24 protein-coding genes are annotated in these 25860 nt (G+C 64.5%); 11 read left to right on the top strand and 13 right to left on the bottom strand.

The genetic code is table 11. The annotated features are described in order from the left end of the window. Complete coding sequence (locus AArcCO_RS00825; RefSeq protein WP_259534470.1) at window positions 1–765, top strand: DUF7857 domain-containing protein; 765 nt, start codon at window positions 1–3, stop codon at window positions 763–765. Beyond that, window positions 762–1418: a MinD/ParA family ATP-binding protein gene (locus AArcCO_RS00820; RefSeq protein WP_259534469.1), complete on the top strand. Its 657-nt coding sequence runs from the start codon at window positions 762–764 to the stop codon at window positions 1416–1418. The genes AArcCO_RS00825 and AArcCO_RS00820 overlap by 4 nt, the downstream gene beginning before the upstream one ends. Window positions 1419–1458: 40 nt before the next feature. On the opposite strand, the gene AArcCO_RS00815 is transcribed toward AArcCO_RS00820, so the two are convergent. Continuing rightward, window positions 1459–1980 (bottom strand): DUF7858 family protein, encoded by a 522-nt coding sequence (locus AArcCO_RS00815; RefSeq protein ID WP_259534468.1) that lies wholly within the window; start codon window positions 1978–1980, stop codon window positions 1459–1461. A 166-nt stretch (window positions 1981–2146) separates the two neighbouring features. Between AArcCO_RS00815 and AArcCO_RS00810 the strand changes: the two genes are divergently transcribed. After that, window positions 2147–3010, top strand: a complete 864-nt coding sequence (locus AArcCO_RS00810; protein WP_259534467.1) for a transcription initiation factor IIB — start codon at window positions 2147–2149, stop codon at window positions 3008–3010. 42 nt (window positions 3011–3052) lie between these two features. On the opposite strand, the gene AArcCO_RS00805 is transcribed toward AArcCO_RS00810, so the two are convergent. Next, entirely contained in the window at window positions 3053–3967 is a 915-nt protein-coding gene (locus tag AArcCO_RS00805; protein WP_259534466.1) for a ParA family protein, read from the bottom strand. Between the two features lie 190 nt (window positions 3968–4157). Between AArcCO_RS00805 and AArcCO_RS00800 the strand changes: the two genes are divergently transcribed. Next, window positions 4158–5087, top strand: a complete 930-nt coding sequence (locus tag AArcCO_RS00800; RefSeq protein ID WP_259534465.1) for a replication factor A — start codon at window positions 4158–4160, stop codon at window positions 5085–5087. A 10-nt stretch (window positions 5088–5097) separates the two neighbouring features. Next, on the top strand, window positions 5098–5724 hold the full coding sequence (locus tag AArcCO_RS00795) for an RPA family protein (RefSeq protein WP_259534464.1): 627 nt from the start codon (window positions 5098–5100) through the stop codon (window positions 5722–5724). 19 nt (window positions 5725–5743) lie between these two features. Here the strand turns inward: AArcCO_RS00795 and hutH are convergent, their stop codons facing one another. Beyond that, a complete protein-coding gene (hutH, locus tag AArcCO_RS00790; RefSeq protein WP_259534463.1) occupies window positions 5744–7330 on the bottom strand; it encodes a histidine ammonia-lyase in 1587 nt (528 codons plus the stop codon). 99 nt (window positions 7331–7429) lie between these two features. On the opposite strand from hutH, the gene AArcCO_RS00785 reads away from it, so the two are divergent. After that, window positions 7430–7831 (top strand): DUF8146 domain-containing protein, encoded by a 402-nt coding sequence (locus tag AArcCO_RS00785; protein WP_259534462.1) that lies wholly within the window; start codon window positions 7430–7432, stop codon window positions 7829–7831. Here AArcCO_RS00785 and AArcCO_RS00780 read toward each other — a convergent pair. After that, entirely contained in the window at window positions 7818–8276 is a 459-nt protein-coding gene (locus tag AArcCO_RS00780) for a DUF5814 domain-containing protein (protein ID WP_259534461.1), read from the bottom strand. The two genes, AArcCO_RS00785 and AArcCO_RS00780, sit on opposite strands and share 14 nt — an antisense overlap. A gap of 61 nt (window positions 8277–8337) precedes the next feature. Beyond that, window positions 8338–9657, bottom strand: a complete 1320-nt coding sequence (locus AArcCO_RS00775; protein ID WP_259534460.1) for a DUF92 domain-containing protein — start codon at window positions 9655–9657, stop codon at window positions 8338–8340. An 89-nt stretch (window positions 9658–9746) separates the two neighbouring features. Here AArcCO_RS00775 and AArcCO_RS00770 point away from each other — a divergent pair, with 89 nt between their 5' ends. Continuing rightward, window positions 9747–10355 carry an undecaprenyl diphosphate synthase family protein gene (locus AArcCO_RS00770; protein ID WP_259534459.1) on the top strand — a complete coding sequence of 203 codons (609 nt, stop codon included), beginning with the start codon at window positions 9747–9749 and terminating at the stop codon, window positions 10353–10355. On the opposite strand, the gene AArcCO_RS00765 is transcribed toward AArcCO_RS00770, so the two are convergent. After that, on the bottom strand, window positions 10264–12096 hold the full coding sequence (locus tag AArcCO_RS00765) for a radical SAM protein (RefSeq protein ID WP_259534458.1): 1833 nt from the start codon (window positions 12094–12096) through the stop codon (window positions 10264–10266). The two genes, AArcCO_RS00770 and AArcCO_RS00765, sit on opposite strands and share 92 nt — an antisense overlap. A gap of 120 nt (window positions 12097–12216) precedes the next feature. Here AArcCO_RS00765 and AArcCO_RS00760 point away from each other — a divergent pair, with 120 nt between their 5' ends. Both AArcCO_RS00760 and AArcCO_RS00755 read left to right on the top strand, forming a co-directional pair. Next, window positions 12217–14136, top strand: a complete 1920-nt coding sequence (locus AArcCO_RS00760; RefSeq protein ID WP_259534457.1) for an aldehyde ferredoxin oxidoreductase family protein — start codon at window positions 12217–12219, stop codon at window positions 14134–14136. A 33-nt stretch (window positions 14137–14169) separates the two neighbouring features. Then, window positions 14170–14802 (top strand): DUF309 domain-containing protein, encoded by a 633-nt coding sequence (locus AArcCO_RS00755; RefSeq protein WP_259534456.1) that lies wholly within the window; start codon window positions 14170–14172, stop codon window positions 14800–14802. A gap of 24 nt (window positions 14803–14826) precedes the next feature. Here AArcCO_RS00755 and minD read toward each other — a convergent pair whose 3' ends face one another. Continuing rightward, the gene (gene minD, locus AArcCO_RS15855) at window positions 14827–16542 is read right to left on the bottom strand and encodes a cell division ATPase MinD (RefSeq protein WP_303650965.1); all 1716 of its coding nucleotides are present in this window, start codon (window positions 16540–16542) and stop codon (window positions 14827–14829) included. 272 nt (window positions 16543–16814) lie between these two features. Here minD and AArcCO_RS00740 point away from each other — a divergent pair, with 272 nt between their 5' ends. Continuing rightward, the gene (locus tag AArcCO_RS00740; RefSeq protein WP_259534455.1) at window positions 16815–17618 is read left to right on the top strand and encodes a TrmB family transcriptional regulator; all 804 of its coding nucleotides are present in this window, start codon (window positions 16815–16817) and stop codon (window positions 17616–17618) included. Between the two features lie 49 nt (window positions 17619–17667). On the opposite strand, the gene mptA is transcribed toward AArcCO_RS00740, so the two are convergent. From mptA to AArcCO_RS00715, 5 genes are all read right to left on the bottom strand, one after another. Next, window positions 17668–18603 (bottom strand): GTP cyclohydrolase MptA, encoded by a 936-nt coding sequence (gene mptA, locus AArcCO_RS00735; RefSeq protein ID WP_259534454.1) that lies wholly within the window; start codon window positions 18601–18603, stop codon window positions 17668–17670. 92 nt (window positions 18604–18695) lie between these two features. Then, on the bottom strand, window positions 18696–19112 hold the full coding sequence (locus tag AArcCO_RS00730) for a DUF7124 domain-containing protein (RefSeq protein ID WP_259534453.1): 417 nt from the start codon (window positions 19110–19112) through the stop codon (window positions 18696–18698). A gap of 92 nt (window positions 19113–19204) precedes the next feature. Continuing rightward, window positions 19205–20443, bottom strand: coding sequence for an NAD(P)/FAD-dependent oxidoreductase (locus AArcCO_RS00725; protein WP_259534452.1), 1239 nt, complete (start codon window positions 20441–20443; stop codon window positions 19205–19207). 133 nt (window positions 20444–20576) lie between these two features. Next, window positions 20577–21197, bottom strand: coding sequence for a GTP-binding protein EngB (gene engB / locus AArcCO_RS00720; RefSeq protein WP_259534451.1), 621 nt, complete (start codon window positions 21195–21197; stop codon window positions 20577–20579). 64 nt (window positions 21198–21261) lie between these two features. Next, entirely contained in the window at window positions 21262–22881 is a 1620-nt protein-coding gene (locus AArcCO_RS00715) for a DNA-directed DNA polymerase II small subunit (RefSeq protein WP_259534450.1), read from the bottom strand. 111 nt (window positions 22882–22992) lie between these two features. Here AArcCO_RS00715 and AArcCO_RS00710 point away from each other — a divergent pair, with 111 nt between their 5' ends. Then, window positions 22993–23931, top strand: coding sequence for a S26 family signal peptidase (locus AArcCO_RS00710; RefSeq protein WP_259534449.1), 939 nt, complete (start codon window positions 22993–22995; stop codon window positions 23929–23931). Between the two features lie 34 nt (window positions 23932–23965). Here AArcCO_RS00710 and AArcCO_RS00705 read toward each other — a convergent pair whose 3' ends face one another. Continuing rightward, complete coding sequence (locus AArcCO_RS00705; protein ID WP_259534448.1) at window positions 23966–25759, bottom strand: Cdc6/Cdc18 family protein; 1794 nt, start codon at window positions 25757–25759, stop codon at window positions 23966–23968. Window positions 25760–25860: the final 101 nt, after the last annotated feature.

Genomic DNA, 25860 nt, shown 5'->3' with positions numbered 1-25860 from the left:
GTGAACCTGGAGCACGACGTCGAACGACGGGACGGGGTGACGTTCGTAACGGCGAGCGTGCACAACCCCGCACCCGTGATACGGCACGCCAGACTGGAAAACCGGCTCGGCGGTACCGTGTTGCCGCCACGGAAAAACGGCGTTCCGAAGCGTGGCTGGGACGAAACGGGAGTCACGATCACGGTTCCCGCCGGAAAGACGATCGGGATCGGATACGCCTGTTCCTCGCCGCCGGAGGATCCTGCCGTCGAAATCGAGTCCACCGGCCGAGGGCCAGCTCCGGAGGACGACACGGAATCCCGCGCGAGACGCTCTCTCGGAACGTTTCGGCCGCCCCGAATGGCCGTCACCGAACCGGAGACGACTGGAGCAGGCGAATCGGTCGCGGAGAGCCGGAACGACCCACCGGAGCATAGCGACGACATCGATCGGGCGGTCCGACGGATCGAGCTCGGAGAACGGCTGGAAACGACGGGCGTCGAAGGGGCAGCAGACGTACTGGAGGAACTCGCAGAGACAGCTCTCGTCGGGGACGAAACGGCTCCCGTCGGCCATACAGGAATCGAAATCGCGAGAGTGCTCGACAGGGCACTGGAGGAGGACGCCGAGATCCTCGAGGGGTACGCATCGCGGCTCCGTTCGAGAGCAGATCGGCTGCGTCGAGCCGCAGAGCAGGCCCTGGAGGACGCAGCCCGGGCACAGTCGCGAGCCGACCGGGCACGATCTGTCGAACTTCCGGTCGACACACTGGAGCGGTTCGCGTGATCCTCGCGGTCGCTGGCGGGAAGGGCGGCGTCGGCAAGACGACGGTCGCGTACAACCTCGCTGCCGCGCTCGACGCCGTCGCCGTCGATGCGGATCTCGGGATGGCCGACCTCCCGGCGGGCCGGGGACCGGACCTCCACGACGCGCTCGCCGGGCGCGCGGCACCGACCGAGTGTGTCCACGAGGGACCGGTCACGCTCGTCCCCTGTGGCCGATCGCTTTCCGGTGCGCGGGCGTCGGATCTGAGCCGACTGCGGGACGTGCTCGAAACGCTCGAACGAGAACGGGGGACGCTCGTGGTCGACTGTCCGGCGGGACTGCGCACCGACGTGGGCGTTCCACTGGCGCTTGCGGACGCGTGTCTGCTCGTCGTCTCACCCCAGCCGTTCGCGCTCGCGAACGCCGTTCGGACCCGCGAGCTCGCACGGGAGCTCGATGCCGGACTGGTCGGCGCGGCGTGCAACCGTGTCGTGGATCCACCGCCGACGGAGTCGATGGCGTCGGCGCTGGGCGGGCCGGTGACGCCGGTACCAGCGGATCCGCGACTGGGGCGGTCGGTCCGTACGGAGACGCCGATCACCGACTCCGCGCCGAAAAGTACGGCCGCCGAACGGATCCGAGAACTCGCGAGAGCGGCAGACTCCTGTCGGTGAAAACCGTCCGGATCGAAAACGGGTCAGCGAAGGAAGATCACTATCGGAGTTCCGTCGCGTCGCTCATCGTCCCCGCGAGCGCGTCCCGCTTTTCGACCGCGGGATCTCGACCGCGGCCGGCGGTCGCGACCGCGTCCACCAGCTCCGGAATCGGATCGTGGGTTTCGACGTACGTTGCCAGCGCGAACTCGGCCTCGTCGGCACCGGAAAGTGACTGTGCCTCGCTCCGGGAGAGTTCGCCGTCGAGCCAGTCCCGGACGATCCGGCGTTTCGTCGGCGCCAGCGGACAGATCCCCGAGACGCCACACCGGTGGAGCGCCTTCGCGGCCGTCATCGGCGCGACCGCCGCCTCGCGTGCGCTCTCCCCGACGCTCGTGCCGCATTCGTACGACTCGAGTACTGTGGCGGCGGCGCTTGCGGTACAGGGAAGCTCGTCGGCGTGCGGTTCGATCCGCTCTCGCAACGTCGCTTCCGTCCCGTCGACGGTCGCGACGCCATGACTCTCCGCCTCGCGCTGGCTCGTCGTCACCTCCAGTCCCGATGCGATGTCCGACAGCGTCACGTGAACGACTGTCTGCTCATCCCAGTTAAATATCCGTATTCGTCACGAAGATCTCCGGTTCGCCCTCCGAACACACCGGTAACCGGTAGGTTCGACGCGGTAGTTCCGGGGTTCTCGTCGCCGTTCGTCCCCCGTTTAAGTAAACCATCGCGACCAACCTTCACGTATGAGCCAGGCACGAGCCGCTGGTTGCCCGGAATGTGACGGTCAATTGCACGCCGACGGCGACGAGACGATCTGTTCGAACTGTGGACTGGTCGTCGACGCCGACCGCATCGATCGCGGCCCCGAGTGGCGCTCGTTCGCGGACGATGACACGAACCCCGAGCGCACCGGCGCGCCGCTGACCCGGTCGCGTCACGACCGGGGGCTCTCGACCGAGATCGGTCACACCCGGGTCAAGGGACGCAAGCGCCGCAAGTTTGCCCGTCTCCGCCGGCAGCACGACCGGACCAAGATCCGATCGAAGCGGGAACGGAACCAGGTGTACGGCTTCACGGAGATCCGGCGAATGACGGACGTGCTGGGGTTGCCCGAGCACGTGCGCGATCAGGCGTGTACCCTCTTCGACTCCGCACAAGGGGAGTCGCTGCTCCGTGGCCGGTCGATCGAGGGGTTCGCCTCGGCGTGTCTGTACGCGGCGTGTCGGGTCGCCGGACTCGCCAGGACCGTAGAGGAAGTCGTCGACGTCGCCAAAGCAACACCGAACGAGCACGAGGCGGCCTACGACGCGATGAACCGCGAACTCGGCCTTCCGGTCGGTCCGGTTCCGCCGGCGGAGTATCTCCCCCGGTTCGCGTCACAGCTGGACGTCGGGCCCGAAATCGAACGGCGAGCCCGGAAGCTGGCCGATCGCGCACGCGAGAACGGAGTCGACGTCGGGCGCGATCCCAGCGGCGTCGCCGCCGCCTGTCTGTACACCGCCGCACACGTGCACGGATCGTCGGATCTCACACAGCGGGCGGCAGCCGACGTCGCCGACGTGACGCCGGTGACGATCCGGAACACGTTCCACGACCTCCTGGAGTGAGCGTTCTGGGTGGACTCCGGAACCGAAGTAGTGACGATTCGTTCAGGAGCCGTCCGTCGCGTTCGGTCCCACGCGATCCGTGACGGCGGCAGCCACACGGTCGCGCACGCTCTCGGGCTCGAACGCGATCGAAAGGGTAACGCCGATCGTCGATTCGGCGAGTTCGACGAGCGCCTCTCCGTAGCGGTCGTCCTCGAGACAGGACGGGGCGTCGTGCGGAGACGGATCGGTCCCGGGAAGCGACAGATTCATCGTCGAAGAATTAACGAACGACGAACTCTCGGTCGACGAACTCTCGGTCGACGAACTCTCGGTCGACGAACTCTCGGTCGACGAACTCTCGGTCGACGAACCCGCGACCGGCAGCTCCCCGCCAACGCCGACGGCGGCGTCGACCGGAACGTCGAGATCCGCCAGCCGATCGCGAAGGCGGACGAGGGAATCGGTTCCGTGGTCGTCGGCCGGCGTCACCGCGACGACCGTGTCTGCGGCCGACACCGCCGCAATCGCCTGGTTCGACGCCACCGGCGGCACGTCGACGATCGCGTGATCGAACGCGTCAGCCGCGCCAGCGAGCAGCTCCTCGAACCGCTCTGCGGCCGCGGGCGTCTTCGCACGCGCCAGCCGTTCGAACGGGGCGTAGGCCGGGAGCAGTTCGACGCTGCCGAACGAGTGCTGTGCCTCGTCGTCGAGGGGAGCGTCGGCCAGTTCGACGGTCGCCGAGCGAACCGGCACGTTCGTCTCGTCGGTGACGAGGGCGGTCACGTCGGGGGCGATCCGTCCGGCGACGTACTCCGAGAGCCCCTGGGTGGCGAACGCCGCGTCGACCACGACCGCCGACCGACCACCCCGTGCCAGTGTCGTTGCCAGCTCGACACTCGTCCGCGTCGTCCCTGCACCACCCGTCGCCCCGACGAGCGCCACGAGCGATCCGTCTCCGTCGTCGGTGTCCGTCATGCGTTTATTTCAAAATCTTTTAGATTAAAAATCTTCTTTTATATGTTGGAAACTGTTCGAGTGGATCAAGTCCGCTACGGTCAGTGTGACCGCCCGATTCACTTCCGGTCCGCTGGCGATGGCTTTTAAGCTATGACGCACCAACCACCGTGTGCCTCCCATTGAAAACGAAGTGGAGGCGGGATACCCTATGACAGAGTTGCGGCAACACGCAGCGGAGATAGCCGAACAGTTCTCGGATCACCTGGACGTGGACGTAGACGAGGTCGAAGAGCGGCTCGACAACCTCGTGAGCGAATACCGCGTGCCGGTCGACGAAGCACGGCGCAGCGTCTACAACAGTTACCTCGACGAAGCAGGGCTCGAACGCGACGACGTCACCAGTCGCGGCGGGAGCCAGCAGATGCAGACAAGCGACATCGAGGAGGACGAACAGTGGGTCGACCTACGAGTGAAGGTCGTCGACCTGTGGGAGCCCAGAAGCGATTCGATCGCGCAGGTCGGGCTCCTGGGCGACGAGTCGGGGACGATCAAGTTCGTCGCCTTCGAAACCTCCGACCTCGACCACCTCGAGGAGGGGAAGACGTACGCGCTCTCGAACGTCGTCACCGACGAGTACCAGGGGCGCTACTCGGTGAAGCTCAACCGCACGACCGAGATCACCGAACTCGACGAGGAGATCGAGGTCGGCGACGACGCAGAAACCGTCGAAGGCGCGCTCGTGGACATCCAGTCCGGCTCGGGCCTGATAAAGCGATGCCCGGAGGACGGCTGTACGCGCGTGCTCCAGAACGGCCGATGTTCCGAGCACGGCGACGTCGAAGGCGAGTTCGACCTCCGGATCAAGGGCGTCCTCGACGACGGCGTCGAGACCCAGGAGGTCATCTTCGACAAGGAGGCCACCGAGGAGCTCACCGGGATCGCCCTCGAGGAGGCCAAGGAGATGGCGATGGACGCGCTGGACACGACCGTGGTCGCCGACGAGATGGCCGGACGAGTGCTCGGAAAGTACTACCGGGTGAGCGGACCGATGCTCGGCCGGTATCTCCTCGTCGACGAACAGGAATCGCCGGGGGCGGTCGACCCCGAACAGGCGCTCGTGAGGGCGCGATCGCTTTGAGGTGAACACGATGAGTCAAAGCCAAACGACACCCACGCGAGAGGTCGCCCGGCGCGTCTTCGCAGGCGAGTTCAACGACGCCGGTTACACGTTCAAGGAATCCGAGGACGAGCGCGCGCCCGTCTACCTGCTGCTCCCGACAGGAGAGCAGGCGAACCGGGTGTTCCTGGTCGGCACCCTCACCGAGAAGGAGGACGTCGGCGAGGACAACGAGTACTGGCGCGGTCGAATCGTCGACCCGACGGGAACGTTCTTCGTGTACGCCGGACAGTACCAGCCGGAGGCGGCAAGCGTCCTCCGGGATCTGGAGCCGCCGGCGTACGTCTCGGTGGTCGGCAAACCGCGCACGTTCGAAACCGACGACGGCACCGTCAACGTCTCCGTCCGCCCGGAGGCGATCACCGAGGTCGACGCCGAGACCCGCGACCGGTGGGTCGTCGAGACCGCCGAACGGACGATCGACCGCATCGCCGCCTTCGACGATGAGGGCAACGAATACGCCCGGATGGCCCGCGAGGAGTACGACCTCCCAGTCGAGGAGTACAGGGACGCCGCCATCGCGGCGCTCGAGAGCCTCGAGGAAACCGAGGGGTCGGACGAACTCGACTCCGAGCCGACGGCGGACGCAGGGGTATAGCGCCTCCTGACGGACGGACCTAATCGGACTCCACAGCCGTTTCGCGAACGACCTCGTCCAAGAGCCCCTCCGCGATCAGCGAGGCGACCGCCTCGAGGTCGCCGTCGAGCCGACGGTCGCCCGAAAGCGGCGGGACGACGTCCCGAACGAGCTGTCGGACGGATTCGGTTCCATCCCCCAGCGACAGCTCCGGGTCGAGGTACTCGGTCGCTTCGACGCCACACAGGAGCTCGGTGGCGACGACCCGCCGGGCGCGATCGAGGGTCCGCCGGGCTCCGAGTGCGGCGGTCGCACCCATGGAGACGTGATCCTCCTGGTTGCCCGAGACGGGGACGTTGTCCGTCGCGGCGCGGCCGACGTTTCGACACTCGTTGACGAGCGACGCGGCGGTGTACTGTGCGATCATCAGCCCGGATTCGACGCCCGGCTCGCGCGCGAGAAACGGCGGGAGGTACGGCTCCTGGAGCGCCGGGTTGAGAAGCCGGTCGACGCGGCGTTCCGAGATCGACGCGAGTTCCGTGAGCGCGCCGACCGCGTAGTCCAGCGGCAAGGCCAGCGGTTCCCCGTGGAAATTGCCGGCGGAGACCACCGCGGCCCGCCCGGTTCCGGACGCCCGGTCGTCGACCATCTCGCGGGGGAACACCAGCGGGTTGTCGGTCGCGCTGTCGAGTTCGACCTCGACGGCGTCCCGGAGGTGGGAGACGGCGTCGCGAACGGCGCCGTGAACCTGCGGGAGACACCGGATCGAGTAGGCGTCCTGCACCCGGTCGCAGTTCCGGTGGGATTCGACCACCTCCGATTCGACAGTGAGCTGTCGGACCACGCGGGCGCTTTCGGCACTACCGGGGTGAGGCCGGGCGTCGTGGACCGCCGGCGCACAGGAGGCGGTCGTTCCCATCGTCACCTCCGTCGTGAGCGCCCCCGCCGCGTCGGCCGCCCGGCAGAGCCGCTCGGCGTCGTGGACGAAAAGCGCCGCCAATCCGAGAGTGAGCTGTGTCCCGTTTATCAGTGCCAACCCCTCTTTCGCTCGCAACGAGAGCGGCTCGAGTCCCGCAGTGGCAAGCGCCTCGTCGCCGGGGAGTCGTCGTGTCCCGTCAGCGCTGCCGTCGATGTCGACGTCGGCCTCACCTTCTCCCACGAGTACGAGCGCAAGATGGGCCAGCGGTGCGAGGTCGCCGGACGCTCCGAGGCTCCCCCGCGACGGGACCACCGGATGGACGCCTTCGTTCAGGAGGGCCGCGAGCGCGTCGACGACGTCGATCCGCACCCCGGAGTAACCGGAAAGAAGCGCGTTCAGCCTTGTGAGAAGCATCGCCCGGACTTCCTCGCGATCGAGTTCGCGTCCGGTACCGGCGGCGTGGCTCCGCAGGAGGTTCGACTGGAGTTCCTCGAGCCGTTCCGGTGGGATCCGTTGGTCCACGAGTTCGCCGAAGCCGGTGTTTACCCCGTAAACAGGATCGCCGACCGAAACGACGTCCTCGACCCGCGTTCGTGCCTCCCGGACGGCCTCCCGGGCGGCGGGAGCGATCGAAACTGGCTCCCCGTGCCGGGCCACCGCAACGACGTCGGCAACTTCGAGGGAGTCGCCGTCGAGTGCGACAGTCATGTGTCCTGCATGAGACCATGTCGCAAAGGGTATTCGGGTCGAAAAACGGCGAGCGTCTGACAAACCGTTAAGTAATCGGGGCGTAGAGTGGGTAATACGATGGGCAACAAGAACAAGACCATCTCGTTTCGCGTCAACGAGGACGCGTTCGAGACGCTCCGCGAGATCGCCGAGGAGCGCGACATCTCTCTGTCGGCGGTGTTCCGCGACTACGTGGACACCCTCGTTGCCCACGGCGGCCAGGTTCGAGTGGTCCCGGAACACGAGCTCGAGAACATGGACGGCGAGGAGTCGTTCCCGCCGAAAGTCGAGGTGCCGAAAAGCTTCATCCGGGAGCACGAGCGCCTCGAACTCGAGGCCGAACACCTCCGCGAGCAGCTCGAGGAGCACAAACGGTACGTGAACTACCTCCGCGAACAGCTCGAGGACGAAGAGGAGGACGTCATCCAGCTGGAGGACCTCGACGGGGAACCGGACGAGCCGTCGTTCAGGCTCGGGTGAGTGCCTGCCGCGCCTCGCGAGCCTTCCGTTCCATCTCGTCGTTTCCCTCGACCGCCGAAAGCGACTCGACCGCCTCGAGCCGCCGGACCGCGCTGTCCAGAAACGACAACACGTCGCCCGGATACGCGTACACCATGTACTCTGCGGTCATCGTGTCGACGATCTCGTCGGGACCCATCCCCTGGGCCCGCAGTTCGAGCAGGTACCGGATGAACTTCCGTTCCGGGCAGCCGCAGTACGGGTTGTTCTCGCAGTCGCAATCGAGGAAGTCCTCGGCGAAGTCGAGCACCCGCTCCCGGGTGGCCTCGTCGAGGTCGGCCAACCCGTCGCCGGTGAACAGCAGATCCAGCGTCGCTCCCGCGAACGCTCCCTTCGGCAGATTCGTCTCCAGCTGCGAGGCGAGCTGTCTGTGGTTCTTGACGTAGATCTTGTCGGTGATAGCCACTGCTGTCGTCCGATACGCGATCGAGCGGTAAAAGCGAGGCGTCTCGCGCGCCCGTGGCGACTCACCAGGCGAGGAGAACCCCGAACCCGACGGCGGCGATCGCCCCGGCGAGCGTGGCGGCGAAGTTGACCGCCTGGTTGCCGAGCAGGTCGCCCTCGACTGCGGCACCGAGCAGAGAGTCGACGGTCATCCCGACGAACCCCGCAGCGAGCACGATTCCGGCCCCGATAATCGGTTGGAATCCGAGCGGCATGGAGGCCGCCGCGATCGCGGCAACGATGGCCGCCCCGGCCAGGCCCGCAAACTCCCCCTGCCAGGTGATCGCACCGTCGGTTCCCGGTTCGACCGGTTCCAGCGTCGTCACCAGCCGCGGATCGTCGTACAGCCCGCCGATTTCAGAGGAGAGCGTGTCCCCCAGTGCCGTCGCCACCGACCCCGCAAACGCGAGCGCCAGCGGCCAGGCGGGAACGTCGCCGTGTGCAGTGGCGGCGAACCCGAGGACGGCCGCGAGCGCGACCGCAGAGTTCGCGAGCACGTTCCCGGTGCCACGGGCCCCCTCGTTCTCCTCGGCGACGCCGCGGGCTTTCTTCTCCTCGTAGCGGTACTTCGAGGAGAGCCCGCCGATCGCGAAGAACGCCATGAGCGCGAGGAACCAGCCGACGCCGCCGAGTACGACCGCGAGCAGCCCGAGCAGCACGCCGGTGAGCATGCCCGGAACGGAGGCAGTCCCCAGGGCATACGAGACGTACCCGAGCACGACGGTGATCGCGAGTCCGGCTCCGACCAGTATCGGGGACACCGCGAGCACGAGTTCGGCGAACAGCCAGAGGACGAGGCCCACCGAGAGCATCACCAGCGGATCGTCCCGCGGGAACAACATGGATCGCAACAACGCGGCGACCAGCGCCGCGACTGCAGCGAGGAAAGCGAAAAGCGAGAGGTCGACCCGCCCCGGAAGCTGCGTGGCGACGATCGCCTGGGCGGCCGTCGCCGCAAGAAAGCCCGCCGCAACGAACCCGGCGACCTCGAGAAACTCCTCGGTGGAGAGTTCGGCGACCAGCGCGCGGCCGAGGTTGCCGAACCCGACGACGACCACGGCGGCGGCGAAGACGCTCTCGGACATCGGAACAGTCGGGATCGTCGCGAACACCGCCAGTCCCGCTGCCGCGAGCGAAAAGCCGGCGAGCCCGTACAGGCGACCCTCCTGTCGGTCGCTCGGACGGGCGAACAGCTCGAAAAGGGGACCGTCGTCGACGACGAACGCCGCCAGTACCGCGATAGCCGCGAAGGGGACAGCGGCCGCCTGTCCGAGTTCGGGGGCCGCGAGTGCGAGCGACGAAACCGCAGCGAATCCCCCGGCACGGCGGAGCCTGTTCGTCACGTCACGAGGTATCCCCGACGCGCACTTAACGCTCCCGACATCGCCCCCGAAACGGCGTCCTTTTTGATCCACACCCCGTGGAGGGCGACGTGGGGCTGTACGATCGGTACCTCGCCGTCCGCCACCGGCTACACGACGCGGAGCCGCCGCGCCACGTCGCCGTCGCGATCACCGAGCGCGACCTGCTGGAACAGGGCGCGTACGACACGCTCGAATCGTTTCTCGGCTGGGCGTTCGAGTACGGCGGCCAGCAGGTGACGATTACGGTAAGCGTGCTCGACGAGGTCGTGGTGCCGACCCTGGAACGGGAACTTCGCGACGTCGACGCTCCGCGTCCGGTCGCAGTCAGGACGCCCGAGTCTACGGAGCCCGCGAACGCGCCGATCACGGTTAACATCGGTCTCGGCGGGAAACAGGAGTTCGCTCGGGCGGTGCGCGAGATCGCCGCCGACGTGGAGGCTGGAACGCTGGATCCGGACAGTATCGACGAGGCGGACGTGAGCGAACGGCTGGTCTTCCCCGACGAGCCGGACCTGCTCATCAAAACCGGCGCCGAGCGACTTTCGGACTTTCTGATCTGGCAGTCCGTCTACGCGGAGCTGTACTTCACCGACGTGAACTGGCGGGACTTCCGGAAGCGGGACTATCTCCGGGCACTTCTGGATTTTCAGAACCGCCAGCGTCGGTTCGGACGGTGAGAAACGCCGACAGGTCGACGTCGGCCCCGCCGACACTCCCGTCGTCCAGTTCGGGGAGCGTTTCGTGTGGTCGGTTCACGACGAGGTCTCCGGCCCGGGAGCGCCCGATTCCCGGTATCGCCGTGAGTTCGTCCATCGAAGCCGCGTTGACGTCCAGCGGGAAGGGGATCCCCGTCACCGACCGGTAGCCGTGGTCCACGATCGCGACGTCGACGCTGTCCCCGAGCTGTCGTTCGCCCGGCAACCCGACGAGCAGCGGGTACGTACCGAGTTGCCGGCCGAACGTCTTCCCGTCGCGATGGTACTCGAGGTGGACGTCCGGCAACACCGTCCCCGGCGGGGCAACGCGCCGCAGCATCGGTCGATCGATCGTCTCCCGAACCTCCTGTTTGTACTGTTTGAACTGCTTTTTGTGGTCGCGGGCGATGTCAGCGCCGACGTCGGACATCTCCGTCCCCTCGAAGGACATCACCTGCCGAATGTTGATCCGCCGAACCATCAGCCCCTCCTCGAGGACCCGCTCGAGGAACCGTCTGTTGTGTTCGAACGTCTCCTCGCGTTCGCCCTGGAGCCCGTGGACCAGGTTTATGCCCGGAAGAAGTTTCGGGAGATTCTGGCCCGGGGCGGGATCTGTCGACGGGCCGTACCGCCGACCGTCACCGTCCGGATCGCCGGTCTCCGGCCCCGAATCGTCGCCGGGACGCCATCCGCCGACCTCGTTGACGACCCGTACCGCCTCGAGACACTCCTCGGCAGTGACGAGTAGATTGTTCTCCTCTTGCACCACCGGGTCGGCGGATTCGAGGCCGAACGCGGCGGTGTCCCCCGGCGTGTTGTGTTCGGCGATGATGCGGATCGCCTCCCGGGAGCGCTCGGGGTACTCGACGATCGTCACCGGGTTCATGTTGTCGAGATGCAGCGTGCCGAGGTCCGGGACCGCCTCGCGGATCCCACCGTACAGCCGGGACAGCGCCCCGGGATTGGGGGCCTCGCCGTCGCCGCCGAACGCGAGGATGTCCGCCTGCCGCCCGAGCCGGAAGTGTCGGACGCCGGCGTCGGCGAGTGCCCGGACTTCCTCGACGACGGACTCCGGCGTCCGGAAGGACGGGTTGCCGTACAGTGGCTCGGTACAGAACGAACACCGGTAGGCACAGCCGCGGGAGGTTTCCAACTCTGCGATCAGGTAGTCGGGATGGTTCGGATGCCCCTCGACGACGAACGCGCCGGCCGCTGCCCACCGGTCGAGTTCGTCGTTGTCGCGCATTCGGTCGTTGAACCCCTCCAGGTCGTTCGCGACGAGATCGTGGGCGGCCGCCTCGACGTCACCTTTCGCGACGAAATCGAAATCCAGATCCTCGCGGCGGGTTTCCTGTGCGCCGGCGTTCTCCTCGCCGACGCCGAACCGGACCGGCCCCCCGAGGAGGGTCGTCCCGCGGGCGGTCCACGCGAGTTCCCGGACCTCTTCGGGTTCGGCGGGCGTGCCGCCGACGTACTTCCCGGGGACGGTCATCCCGCCGACGTACACCAGGAGGTCGGCCCCCGCTACGTCCCGCCACCGGTTCCTGTCGTCCCGGAGCGCATCGATCGTGTGATAGGTGACGTCGCCGGGAGCGACGCCGGCGTCGACCAGCGCCCCCGCCGTGAACCGGGGATACGTCGAAATGTACGGCGGGACGCCGAAGTGTGCCGGTTCGTCGACGTAGCCGTCGACGATAGTGACTTCGAGATCCGAATCCGCCATGTAACGGTATATACCGGCTGGAGACGGTAAAATCGATCGGTAGGGTAGCGTGGCAACGTGAGCAACGACCGAGAAACAGAACAACTGTTATGCTGCTCCCGAAACGAGTAACGTACTGTTATGGGTTACTGGAAACGGCTTCTCGATGTCGATCTGACAACTGGAGAACACCGGACAGTAGAACTGTCCGACGACTACGTCCAGAAGTATCTCGGTGGATCTGGATTCACCACCCGGATTCTCTACGACGAGGTCGGTCCGGAGGTCGATCCACTGGATCCCGAAAACGTGCTCGCGATCGCACCGGGGCTGCTGGTCGGCCCGTCGGTTCCGACGGGGTCGAAGACGACGTTCGGATTCAAGTCTCCGCTCACCGGCGGATACGGCAAGTCGATCGTGGGAGCGAAGATGGGCGACCAGCTCAAACGGGCCGGCTACGACGCGCTGATCGTGCGGGGCGCCTGCGAGGAGCCGTCGACGCTCGTCATCGAGGACGACGACGTCCGCGTCGAGTCCGCCGAGGACCTGTGGGGGCTCGACACCTGGGAGACCGGAGAGAAGCTCAAGGAGACGTACGGCTCCGGCTTCCGGACGGCAGTCATCGGACCGGCCGGGGAAAACGAGTCCCGGATCTCGATGATCGAATGCGAAGACCGGCAGGCGGGTCGCGGCGGACCCGGCGCCGTGATGGGCTCGAAGCGCCTGAAGGGGATCGCGGTCAAGGGGACGAAGGACATCCCTGTCGCCCGTCCCGAGGAACTGGAGGAGCTCAACAAGAAGTGGCGTCTGGAGACGACCGGGCGGGGCGGCACCGACATCACCGGAACCGGGAACCCCACAGTCGACGTCCAGTACGGTACCGGCGAGGCGTTCGACGCGAAAAACACCGCGCTCGGCATCTTCCCGACGCGGAACTGGCAGTCCGGCTTCTTCAAGCGGGCGTACGACAAACTCGAAGATCCCGAGGAGGATCGCGTGTCGCTCGATCCGCGATACTGGACCGAGGAGTACGTCGACACCAAGCGACCGTGTCCGTACTGTACGAAACCGTGCAGCCAGTTCTTCGAGGCCGAAGACACGAAGTACGGCGACATCGCCGTCGACGGCCCGGAGTACGAGACTCAGTACGCGCTGGGCGGAAACGTCGAGGTCGACGACATCGAGGCGGTCGCGAAGGCAAACGAGATCTGCGACCGGCTCGGATTGGACACGATCGACGCCGGCAACGCGATCGCGTGGGCGATGGAGGCAGCCGAAAAGGACATAATCGACGTCGGAGACGAGGACGTCGACCTCGAGTTCGGGAACGCCGACGCGCTGCTGGAGCTGTTGCGTCGGATGGCCAGCGGCGAGGGCGAACTCGGACAGCTGCTGATGGACGGTCACGTCCGGGCCGCACAGCGGGCCGGCGCCGGCGAGGAGTTCGCCGTCCACGTGAAAAACCAGGCTCCCGCCGGGTTCGAGGCACGCGGAATCAAGGGAATGGCGCTGGCGTTCGGGGTCTCACCCCGCGGTGCCGACCACCTCACGTCCTGTCTGTACGCCCTCGAGATGGGCGGGGACTTCTGGGACTTCGAGAACTACGATCGCACGAAGATGGAGGGCAAGGCGATCGCACTCAAGGAGATGGAAGACCTGATGGCGGTCTACGACATCACCGGCGTCTGCAAGTTCACCCGCGGCATCACTCTCTCGGAGGGTGTCCGTGAGTTGGTCAACGCGATGACCGGCTTCGACCTCTCCCGGTCGGAGTTCCTCACCGCGGGCGAGCGGATGTACAACCTCTCGAAGGCGTACAACGTGCGGGAAGGATTCAGTCGCGAGGACGATCGCCTCCCCCCGCGGTTCACCGAGACGGTCCCGGACGGGCCAAGTCAGGGCGCATTCATCGACGAAGCGGAGTACGAACGGGAACTCGATCGGTACTACGCCGTCCGCGGGTGGGACACCCAGGGCGTCCCGCTCCGGGAGACGCTCTCCCAACTGGATATCCCCGACGTCGCCGAGGAGATCGGCGTCACCAACGAGATGGCCGTCTGAGCGCTGTCGGGATCGGACGCCAAACGTAACGTCATGGACGTGTCGATCGGCGGGCCGCTTCGGGCCGGACTCGTGCTGTACGCAACTGGGGAGTATCACGCTGCACACGACCCCTGGGAGGAGGTCTGGCTGGAACTCGAGACCGGAACCGACGACGAGAAGCTGTTTCACGGATTGATACAGTTGACTGCGGCGATACACCACGCCCGAAACCGCAACTGGAGTGGTGCGGTGGGGCTAGCCGAGAGCGGTCGCGAGTATCTCGACGACCTTCCGAACCGGTATCGCGGCGTGGCCGTCGGAGACGCCGTCGCGTTCCTGAACGCGCTCGCACGCGATCCCGAGCGGATCGAGCGGGGACCCCCGGATCCGATCTCGTACCGGGAAGACGTTCTCGAGGTGACGGATCTCCCATTCGAGGAACTCGTACCGGCGGTCGACGCGCTGGCCGAGGAGTACGAGACCTACGAGGGAGACATACTGGCCGAGGCAATCGAAGTCGCCCGGGAAGAACAGGCGGATGGCCGCGCGGCGATCACGACGCTGCTTTTCGATTTCGTCGCCGGCGAGGATCCGTCTCGGGAGTTCGTCTACGACCAGTTGGCTGCCCGGATTCGTCGACGACGACGGAAACGCGACGACGTGAGCGGGCTGTTCGAAACGTAGGGCCAAACAGTCCCGCCGACCCTGCTAACGGCCGAACAGTCTGCTGAAGAAACCGCTCTTCTCTTCTTTTTCTTCGTCAGCTTCGTCAGATTCCTCCGGTTCCTCCGGTTCCTCCGGTTCCTCCGGTTCCTCCGCTCCCTCTGCTTCTTCGTCGTCAGCTTCGTCCTCTGCAGTTTTCCCGTCGCCTTCGTCGTGTTCGTTCTCGTCCGACTCCTCGTCCGCGTCAGGACTGTCCTCCTGGGCGTCAGACGGCTCTGCGTCGGGGATGGGTTCCGCCAACTCACCGCCGGATTCTGCCGGTTCTTCTTCGTTCGACTCTGCTGTGGTTTCGGCCGCCGCCGATTCGTCTTTTTTCCCGGAGCCAGCCTCCTGAATCGGCTCTTCGAGTTCGATCTCGTCTTCGGAACCTTCCTCGTCTTCACGAGTATCCGGTTCCGGGTTTTCCGGCTCCTCGTCTAACTCCAAGTCCTCTGACTCATCCGTCTCCTCACCCAACTCCTCCTCTAACTCCAAGTCCTCCGACTCATCCGACTCCTCGCCTAACTCCAACTCCTCTGACTCATCCGTCTCCTCGCCTAACTCCAGCTCCTCCGACTCATCCGACTCCTCGCCTAACTCCAGCTCCTCTGACTCATCCGACTCCTCGCCTAACTCCAGCTCCTCTGACTCATCCGACTCCTCGCCTAACTCCAGCTCCTCTGACTCATCCGACTCCTCGCCTAACTCCAGCTCCTCTGACTCATCCGACTCCCCCTCTAACTCCTCGTCTAACTCCAGCTCCTCTGACTCGTCCGACTCCTCCTCTAACTCCTCGTCTAACTCCAGCTCCTCTGACTCATCCGTCTCCTCACCCAACTCCTCGTCTAACTCCAGGTCTTCAGGTTCCGCATCGGACGCCGCCTCCTGCTCCGGTCCCGAAGCCACGGCAGCCTCCTCCGCCTCCTCCCCCGAATCCGAAATGGATTCGTCTTCGGGTTCTGAACCACCGCCCGAAATGGCGACAGATTCTGGCTCCGTCTCCGGTTCCGGTTCGGGGATCGCTTCGCCGGTGAGCTCCCTGGCGAGTTCGCGGTAGGAAACCGCAGCCGGAGACTGCGGCGCGTGAACCTCCAGTGGTTCCTGTGCGGCAGCAGCCGCGGTCACCGCTTCGTCTTCGGGGATCTCTCCGATCACGTCGGCGCCCAGTACCTCCGGTGCCGACTGCAGCATCGGGTGGTCCGGCTCGACTCGCGTCAGGGCAACGCCGAGTACCGAGCCGCCGAGTCGGGAAGTCAGCTCGCGTGTTTTCTCGGTGTCCAGAAGCGACGCCCGGTCCGGCGTCGAAACGAGAAGCGTCCCGTCGCCGAGCGCGAGCGGCAGCGAACTGTCGTGACTCAATCCAGCACTGCTGTCGACGAGGACGTAGCCGTCGAATTCCGACAGGGTCTCGACGACCTCCCGCAACTTCGCCGGGTCGACGCCCGCGTACGCCTCGAGTTCGACGCTCCCCGGAACAACGCGCATTCCACAGGGACCATCGTAAAGCGCCTCCTCGAGGTTCGCGTCACCCGATAACACGTCGTGGAGTGTGGGCCCCTCCGGAACGATTCCAAGCATCGCCCCGAGGTTCGCCATGCCGATGTCCGCATCGACGAGCACTACGTCGTGACCGGCCGCCGCGAGCGCCGCCCCCAGGTTCGCCGTCGTCGTCGTTTTGCCAACGCCACCCTTCGCGCTGGCAACCGTGAACGATTTGCTCATGTGTTCGACGAATTCGGTGGAGAATATAAAAGTACAGGCGTCGAAGGGGTGCAAACCGGAGCGAACTCGGGAGAAGCCGCTGTCGACGGGGGGAAACCGCCGTCCGTCACGGGAAAAACGAGTCGAAAGTTGGCACCGCCCCGATCCGGGCCAGTCGGTTGTCGTCTCGAAACGGAAACGACGCCAGATTCCCGGAGATATGCGGCGACTGGACGTTCCAACATTCCATAAACTTTCGGTGCGTTTATACTCTGACGCGGCAACGTTCGGGCATGGCGAGCCTCCGCGATCTCGGGCTCTCGGAGTACGAGGCCCGGGCCTATCGGTCACTTCTGCGTCTCGGCCCGACGACGGCAAAGGAGCTGTCGCGGGCGAGCGAAGTCCCGATGGGACGGATCTACGACGTGTTGAACAGTCTCGAGCAGTACAGCCTGGTTCGGAGCCAGGCAGCGAGCCGGCCGAAGAAGTACGTCGCCGTCGAGCCCGATGCGGGGCTCGATCGCCTGCTCGCGGACAGGAAAGCGGAGCTCGAACGGAAGGCCGAACAGTACGAGGACGTCGTCGACGAGCTCTCACAGGAACTGGAGACCGCCGAACCGGTCGACGGCCACTTCTGGACTGCGGCGGTCGGACCCGACGAAACGCTGGATCTGCTGCTCGAACGGATCTCGACGGCCGAACGGGAGATCGTCATGGTGGCGGGCGCACCCGCCGCAGGGCTGGACCTCGGCGAGATCGGCGAACAGATCACCGACGAGCTCGAGAAAGCGCTCGAACGCGGCGTCTCCGTCTCCCTGCTTCTCTCGCCCGACGTCGTCGACGGGCTCCCTCGGAGCGTGGGCCGACGGTACACCGAACGGCTCGCCGACCGGGAGAACTTCTCCGTCCGCGTCGCCACCGGTTTACAGGGCACCTTCGAGTTGATCGACGACGTCGAGGTCTGCATCGAAGTGTCGAATCCCCTGGATCCGGGCGAAGCGTTCGCGATGATCGATCTGAAGGATCCGGAGTTCGCCGGCGACGTCCGAGAGTCGTTCGAGCCCCGATGGGAGAACGCGAAACCGCTGAATCTGTAGACGAGAGCGAGATCGCGAAACTCCGTGATCGGATTTCGAATATCCGCAGTCAGACGCCGTTTCCGGCGAGCTCCTCGCGCAGCTGTCCCATCGTGACCTCCCGCTCGGCGTGGGCGTTGTGCTGGTGGATCGACTCGTCGTTGGACTGTTTCATCCGAATGACTGCTTCGTCGGGGAGGTGATCGAGCTGGTCGACGACGTCCTCCGCCAGCGACCGGACGCAGTCCTCGACGAACTTCGCGTTCGCGTGGGCGTGGTAGGTCATGTGGTCCTCGTCTGGTCGTTTCGCCAGGTTGTAGATCCTGGCGCTCATCGCGTCCCGCGCGATGTCGATCAGTTCAACCAGGTCGACGTCGGGTGACCCTTCGTCGGAGACGGTAAGCGTCGCGTGACCGCGCTGTGAGTGTCCCGGCTGCGGAACACGATCGAGGAACTGATCGATCGTTTCCTCGTCGACCCCGAGGTCCTCGAGTTGCTCGCGAGCACGGGATTCAGACATCCCCTGTGAACAGGGACAGACGGTGATCCCGGTGACTTCAGCCCCGATCTCCGATCGGGTTTCCTCGTCGGTCGCGACCGCACTAGCGATGATTTCCGCGGTGTTTTGCGTAGGGCGTTCGCTCGCAGGGGTTCGATCCCGGACCATGTAGTCTGCGGTCATCCGGACTTCGGCCGTCGACGTGTAGTCGTGCTTCTCGAGGAGGCGCTCTGCAGCGTCTCCACAGACGTCCTCGACCCGGTACGCCTCCTCGCGGGTGATGTCTTCGAGGATCTCGTCGATGACCTCCATGTTTCGGCTCATGTCGATCCCTTTTCGGCCGGCAGGCAGATCGACGAACACTTCGAACTCCGCCATCAGAACGATCGGACGCAGCGATCCGCGCGAGAGTTTGACGAGCTTTTGAACTCCGGTAACACCGACCTGAGAGAGGCCGACGGTCACGTCCGGACGACTCGCCTGAACGTCTGGCAGCTGGTGACTCATCTCCCGAAATGAGGGAGTCTGCGCTGTTAGACCTTTCCATGCCGTCGTCCATGACGGTAGTCGCGGGACGGCCGAAACGCAGAAATCGGCGGTCAGGGCCAGTCGTCGCGTCCGTCCTCCTGGAACGGATCGACGTCGTTCCCGTCGTCGGCCGCGATCTGCCAGTCGGCCGCCTCTGCCGCGTCGGACAAGGGGAGATACTCCCACCCGACGTTCTCTGCGATCTCTTCGGCGTCCTCGGAGTTTCCGACGAGTACGTATCGTTCAGTGTCGAACTGATCCTTGACGTTCTCGAGGCTCTCTGTTACGCCACGGGGGCCCGAAAAGAAGTCCTGACGGATCCGGTGTTTCCGCGTGAAGTTCGTGACGACGTAGGTCGGTTTCTCGCTGACTACGCCGAGATATTTCGTCCACTGCCGGGCGTCGTTGATGACCGCGTTCGGATCCGCAAGCTCTTTGAGCGCCTCGAGCTCGAACGCCAGCGTCATGTCGCTGGAACCGGGGTCCATACCGGAGAGAAACCGGGCTGCGCCGAAAACCGCTTCGCTTTCCCTCGCTCCGTCGACGTTCTACGCCGCGCGATCTGTGATCGGTCGCCGGCTTACTGCTTTTGTGGGGCCGAGAGGTCGTCCACCGTGAAGTCCTCCTGCATCAGGACGTCCTTCTGGTCCGCGACGATGCGCTCTTCCCGCATCAGCTGCTTGTACGCCGACTGCGGGGAGAGGTCGCCGATCAGGACGCCGCCGATGATCTTGCCGTCCTTGAACGCGAGCCGCCGCCACTCGTTTTCTGAGTGTTTCCGCTCGACAGTCTCCTCGCCCAGCGTCGGGTGACCGAACGAGAGGAACGGGAAGTCGAAGTGCGTGATCGAGTACGAGGAAACCCAACGGAACTCCTCGCTGCCGTAGTCGATCATGTTCTTCGCGGCGATGGTCCCCTGCTGTTTTGCGGAGCCCCACGCGCCGTTCTGTGCGCGCTCGCCCAGGATGACGTCGTGGAACTCGGTGACGTCACCCGCTGCGAAAATGTTGTCGACGTCCGTCCGCATGTACTCGTCGACGTAGATGCCGGTGTCCGTCTCGACAGGGGTGTCCTCGAGCAGCTCGGTGTTGAAGTCGAGGCCGATCGCGACGCCCCCGAAGTCCGCCTCGTACCGTTCGCCGTTCGGATCGACGGCGGCGACGAGCTTGCCGTCCTCGTCCGTCTCGAAGTGGTCGACGCCGGATTCGAACACCGGTGTGACACCCACGTCCCGGAGCGCGTCGTGGATGATCTCGGCGCCCTCCTCCGAGAGTGCATACCGCCACCAGCACTTGCCGCGCATCAGATAGTGGGCCGGAAGGTCCTGTGCACCACAGATCGCCGCCAGGTCGATCCCGAGCAGGCCAGCTCCGACGACGACGCCGCTTTCGGCCTGTTCGACGTGTTCCCGGATCGCCCGTGCGTCCTGGAACGTCCAGAAGTGGTGGATCCCTTCGGCGTCCGAGTTCGGAACCGGAAGCTGCTGGGGAGTGCCACCGATCGAGACGAGGAGCTTGTCGTAGCCGTATGTCTCGCCCTCGTGGGTCTCGACCTGGTCGTTCTCCACGTCGATGTCGGTGACGAGCGTGTTCAAGTGGAGATCGATGTCCCGCTCCTCGTACCACGACGTTTCGTGGATCGAGACGGGCGCTTCGGGGAGCTTGCCCTTCGCGTACTCCTTTATCAGAATCCGGTTGTACAGCGCTTCACCCTCGTCGGTGAGGATCGTGATGTCTGCGTCAGGCGCTTCTTCACGGAGTGTCTCTGCCGCCGACGAGCCAGCGATTCCGTCGCCGATGATGACGAACGATTCACTCATGAGCGAAGATTTCGTGTTCGGGGTTAATGTGGATTGCTATATCGATGACAAATCGTGAGGAATGATAACACAGGTTTTAGGTCTTTAAGGGAAGGAAGGTTTTTCCGCGAACGATCCAGAAAAACACGGCGGTTCAGGTGACGAATTTTAAAAGGTCGTCCCGCTTTTCCGCCTTGAATCGGGAACGGAGACACTCCAGTAGTGGTTCGATCCGTCCTTGCTTTGCGGAGATAGGCGCGACGGTGTCCTGCCACTGCTGCCACGGGGGAAACAGGCCGAGTCGATCACACACCTCGTCGAGTCGGTCGTCGCGGTCGTCCACCTTGTCCATCTTGTTTACGGCCACGATCGGACTGGCGCCGACGTCCTCGAGGAAGTGGAACAGTTCGACGTCGTGTGGGATTTCCCCGTCCGCCCGGTGGCGGTCGATAATGTCGATCACCGCCTTCCCGTCGACGACGAGGACGGACGCGATGATATTGTCGGCGTACTCTTCGATGTACCTGACTACGTCCGTTTTTATTTGTTCTCGCCGGTCTTCTTCTACACCGGACATGAAGCCGAACCCCGGAAGGTCCGTGAACATGAACGATTCGCCGGCCCAGTCGTAGTGGTTCGGCTTCCGGGTGACGCCGGGTTTCTTCCCGGTTGTGAAGTCGTGTCCCGTGAGTTCGCGCATGAGGGTCGACTTCCCCACGTTCGAGCGTCCCACGAGTACGACTTCAGTATCGCGATCCGGCCGGTTCTGAAACATGGTTTCCCTACCGCTGGAGGATTCATAAGGAACCCGTCACGGAACGCATCGTCCAGACAGGTGGCTACACGAATTTCCGGACCGCCAACTCGAGCGTGTCGAGATCGAGGATCGGGGCGTAGCCGTAGTCGGGTTCGATGTTCACGGACTTCTGGAAGGCAGTCTGCTCCTGCCAGCAGCCGGAGTTCACCGCGAGAACGTTGTGGTACTTCCCCCACCCCAGTTTGTGAACGTGGCCGGTATGGAACACGTCCGGAATCTCTTCGATCACGAGGTAATCCTCCGTTTCGGGGGCGAGACGCATATGGCCGCCGTACTGTGGCGCGACGTGTCGCTTTTTGAGAAGCTGATACATCGCCCGATGTGGTTCCTCGTAGCTTGCTTTCTCCTCGGGGAGTTCGGCGATGAGTTCGTCCAGCGAGACACCGTGGTACATGAGCACGGTGACCCCCTCGATCGTTACAGACGCCGGGTTGCCGTAGATCCGGGCGTCGTGTGCCGACATGATCTCCCGAAGCTCCTCGTCGAAGCCGGGCTGGGGTTCCGCGAGCCTGACTGCGTCGTGGTTTCCGGGGATCATAACGATCTCCATGTCCCCTGGAACCTCCTTGAGACACTCCGCGAACCGTTCGTACTGGTCGTAGATGTCGACGATCGAAAGCTCCTCGTCCTGGTTCGGATAAACGCCGACGCCTTCGACCATGTCGCCAGCGATCAGCAGGTACTCGACGGACGCCGCTTCCTCGGAGTGGAGCCAGTCGGTGAACCGGTGCCACGCGTCGGCGGCGAACTCCTGGCTGCCGACGTGAACGTCCGAAATCAATGCGGCCTGGACCTGACGATCCGCCGTCGACGGGCGGTAACTCCGCGGAACATCGGGGAAGTGGATGGAGTCGACGAACACGATCTCGCCATCGTCCGAGAGCGTCCCGGAGACGGCGATACACTCGTCTAACAGGAGGTCGTCGACGAGTTCCACGATGTCCCTGTCGTTCATCACCAGGCACGGAAAGGTGCCGGTCGTGTCCTCCAGTTCCACGATCCAGTGTCCCCCAGAGGTCGACCGGATCTCGTTCACCAGACCGATGAGTTCGACGTCGGTTCCGCCCGACATCGCGGAAATCGTCTCCGCGGGCCGATGGTTGACCCGGTTTCGGAGCTTCTTCGAGAGTTTCTCGAACCGGTCCCGGAACACTGCGACGAAATCGTCGTACGTTCCCGTCCCGGTCGACTGTCCCGTGATGTCTCCGGCGACCTCAATGGATCGTTTGGAGGGATCTCGGCTTTTGGAGGCATCTCGGCTTTTGGAGGCATCTCGGCTTTTGGAGGCATCTCCGCTTTTGGAGGGATCTCGGCTGGACCGTCCGCTCCCCCGATCCGAAGACCCCTTCGTTTCGACTGGAGACGACTGGCCATCGTCGGGTGGATTCTCGGTGGTGGTTCCAGTTGAAACAGAGGGGTTGTCGTTCGGGGTTCGGTCCCGGCTGTTCGGGTCGGCTTCGAGGACCTCACGAACGGTGTCAGCGGTGATCCGGAGCGCGTCACCGGGAGTGCGATCGACTGTCGCCTCGAGGACCGCACCCGGGTTCGACGCGCCGGCGATCAGCGTGACGGCCTCGCGTTCAGCGTTGTAGCCCCGGCTCGCCAGCTCCTGGACGATACGCGAGGGCGTCTCCAGCGGCACGTCTCCCGGATGGATTCGATCGCTCAAAAGCGTGCCGGAGCGCTCCGGGGCCGAATTCCACATCGTTTCGAACCCAGAAGGTTGAAACGACGAGGTGACGAATACTCTCCGATGACATCCGGGGAGCGGCCCCCTACCGACGACGACACCGACGCTGGCGATCCCGTTCCGCCAGACGAAGGCGATGGCCACGAGGCCGATAGTGGCTGGTCCGATAGTGTTGATCTCGGTAGCGACGAAACCAGCAGTGACGAAACCAGTAACGACGCCGAGCCGGATCTCGGCGGCGAACCCGACGCCAGGCAGGACAATCGAACCCCGTTGGATCGATTCCTGAACGACCAGGACGGCCCGTATATGGTCGTCCGGGAGGTGTTGCTGAGCGTCGTGGTTGTAGTCGCGATCGGCCTGGTGCTGTTTGCCATAAGTGGAGTATGGCCGCCCCTCGTCGCCGTCGAGAGCACGAGCATGGAGCCGAACATGAACATGGGCGACCTCGTGCTCGTTACCGAACCCGGGCGGTACGCTCCTGACGTCGCCGTCCCCGGAACCGGGGTCGTGACCTACGAACAGGGTGCCGAGGTGGGCTATGAAACGTTCGGCATGCCCGGATCCGTGATCGTCTTTGATCCGCCCGACCGTGCCGGATCACCGATCATCCACCGCGCCCACCACCACGTCGAAGAGGGGGAGAACTGGTACGACCGGGTGGACCAGGACGCGATGAACGCCGACAGCTGCGAGGAACTCGCGACCTGTCCCGCCCCCTATGACGGGTTCATTACCAAGGGCGATCACAACAGGTGGTACGATCAGGACTACGAACACAACGGCATCGCCCCGGTGGTCCACGAGGACTGGGTGACCGGCGTGGCTCGCCTCCGTGTTCCGATGCTGGGGTGGATCCGCCTGATCTTCACCGGCGAAGCCGGGCCGTTCGCCGGAACGCTACCCGCCGTTCCTCTCGACCCCGAAACCGTGCTTGTCGCGTCCGGGGCGAGCGCAGTGGCTGTCGGGCGCAACGCGGGCTGGATGAATCGGCGCAACTAGCGTTCCGGTTCAGCGAAACCGAGAGGATCGGGAGTCAGTTGTCGAAGCGCGCCTGAACGAACGGCTGTGCGTTTTCGATGTCGCCGAGCCGAGAGTCGGAAAGGAGGACTGCCTCCGTCTCCTCGATCGGCACCGAGAGGTTCATCTCCTTGGTCCTTCCGTACCGACCCTTCGAGACGACGACGGCGTTGACGATCCCGAGCATGTCGAGTTCGGAAATCAGATCCGTAACGCGGCGCTGGGTGAGCACGTCTGCGTCGATCTCCTCACAGAGTCGCTTGTAGATGTTGAACACCTCGCCGGTGTTGATGTTGTGAACGCCGTTTTTCTCGAGCAGGATTATCGAAAACAGAACGATCTTACTCTGGGTAGGTAGCGTCCGGACGACCTCGACGACCCTGTCGAGTTCGATCTTGTCCTGTGCCTGTCTGACGTGCTCCTCGCGGACCAGATCCGCCTGACTGCGCTCGGCGAGTTCCCCCGCCGTTCGGAGGAGATCGAGCGCGCGCCTGGCGTCGCCGTGTTCCTGAGCCGCAAACGCCGCACACAGCGGAATCACGTCTTCGGTGAGCGCGTCGGACTTGAACGCGACGTCCGCGCGATGCTGGAGGATGTCCCGGAGCTGGTTCGCGTCGTACGGCGGGAAGACGATCTCCTCCTCGCCGAGGCTCGACTTGACGCGGGGATCCAGGAAGTCGGTGAACTTCAGATCGTTCGAGATCCCCATGATAGAGATCCGGGAGTTGTCGAGCTCGGAGTTCATACGCGAAAGGTTGTACAGCGTGTCGTCACCCGACTTTTCGACGAGTTTGTCGATTTCGTCCAGCATGATGACGACGACGCGCTCGCGGTAGTCGATCGCCTCGAAGAACGTCGAATACACGCGATCGGTCGGCCACCCCGTCATCGGAACTTCCTTCATCCCCTCGGCATCTGCTTCGAGACCCTCGATCCGCTCGTCGAGTTCCTCGACGCTGTCGAACTCCGAGACGGTGATCTCTTCTGAATCCGCCGGTTGTCCGTCCGAACCCGCTGTTTGTTCGTCCGAACCCGCCGACTGTCCGCCCAAACCCGCCGACTGTCCGTCCATGGATTGCTGGAGGTCGCCGTCCCGAACGACGTCCGAACGGAGCTCTCGAAGACGTTCGAGCTGTCCCTGAATTCGGTTCTGGTTCTTCTCGATGAACTTGTTCGCCAGTTGTGCGAGCACCCGATACTGGGTGTCCGTCACTTCACAGTTTATGTATTCGACATCACAGGGGACGTCGTACTTCTGGGACGTCGATTCGAGTTCCTGTGAGACGAACTTGGCGCTCGCGGTTTTCCCGGTTCCGGTTTTCCCGTAGATCAGAATGTTCGACGGCGTCTCCCCCCGAAGCGCAGACACGAGGATCGTCGCCATCTGGTTGATCTGATCCGAACGATGCGGGAGTTTGTGAGGCGTGTACGACGGTCGGAGCACCTCCTTGTTCTCGAAGATCGGTTCGCCGGACAACAGGTCGTCGAACAACCCCTTGTCGTCTTCACCCTCGTCGTCGAGCACCATGCTCCCGATGTCGACCTCCGGCGAAGACCGATCGCGGCTCGTCGGTTCGCTTCCCCCTCCGTCCGACGTCTGCCCAGTCGTTCCGGCCGCCAACACGTCGTCGACATCGCCGGAGTTCGAATCAGTAGCGTCCCGAGAGCCGGTTATTTCGTCCGGGTTTCCTTTCCCGTCCGGATTGGCGATCGCCTTCGAGTCGTCCGTTCGGACCCTTTCGGAAGATACCGACGGTTCGTCGTCCCTGCTGTCGCCGTCGTCGACTGGCTTCGTGTCGTCCTCGTCCATATTGCACCCCTTCGTTTCGACTGGAGGACATCGGTGCGCGAACCGGAACACGACGGGTTCCCCGGCCGTCGGCCCGAATTCTCGGAGGTTCGATTCGCACC

It is taken from the genome of Halalkaliarchaeum sp. AArc-CO, from assembly GCF_024972735.1.
GTDB lineage: Archaea > Halobacteriota > Halobacteria > Halobacteriales > Haloferacaceae > Halalkaliarchaeum.
The sequence above is the reverse complement of the archived record's forward strand: the minus strand, read 5'-3'. Positions and strand labels throughout refer to the sequence as shown.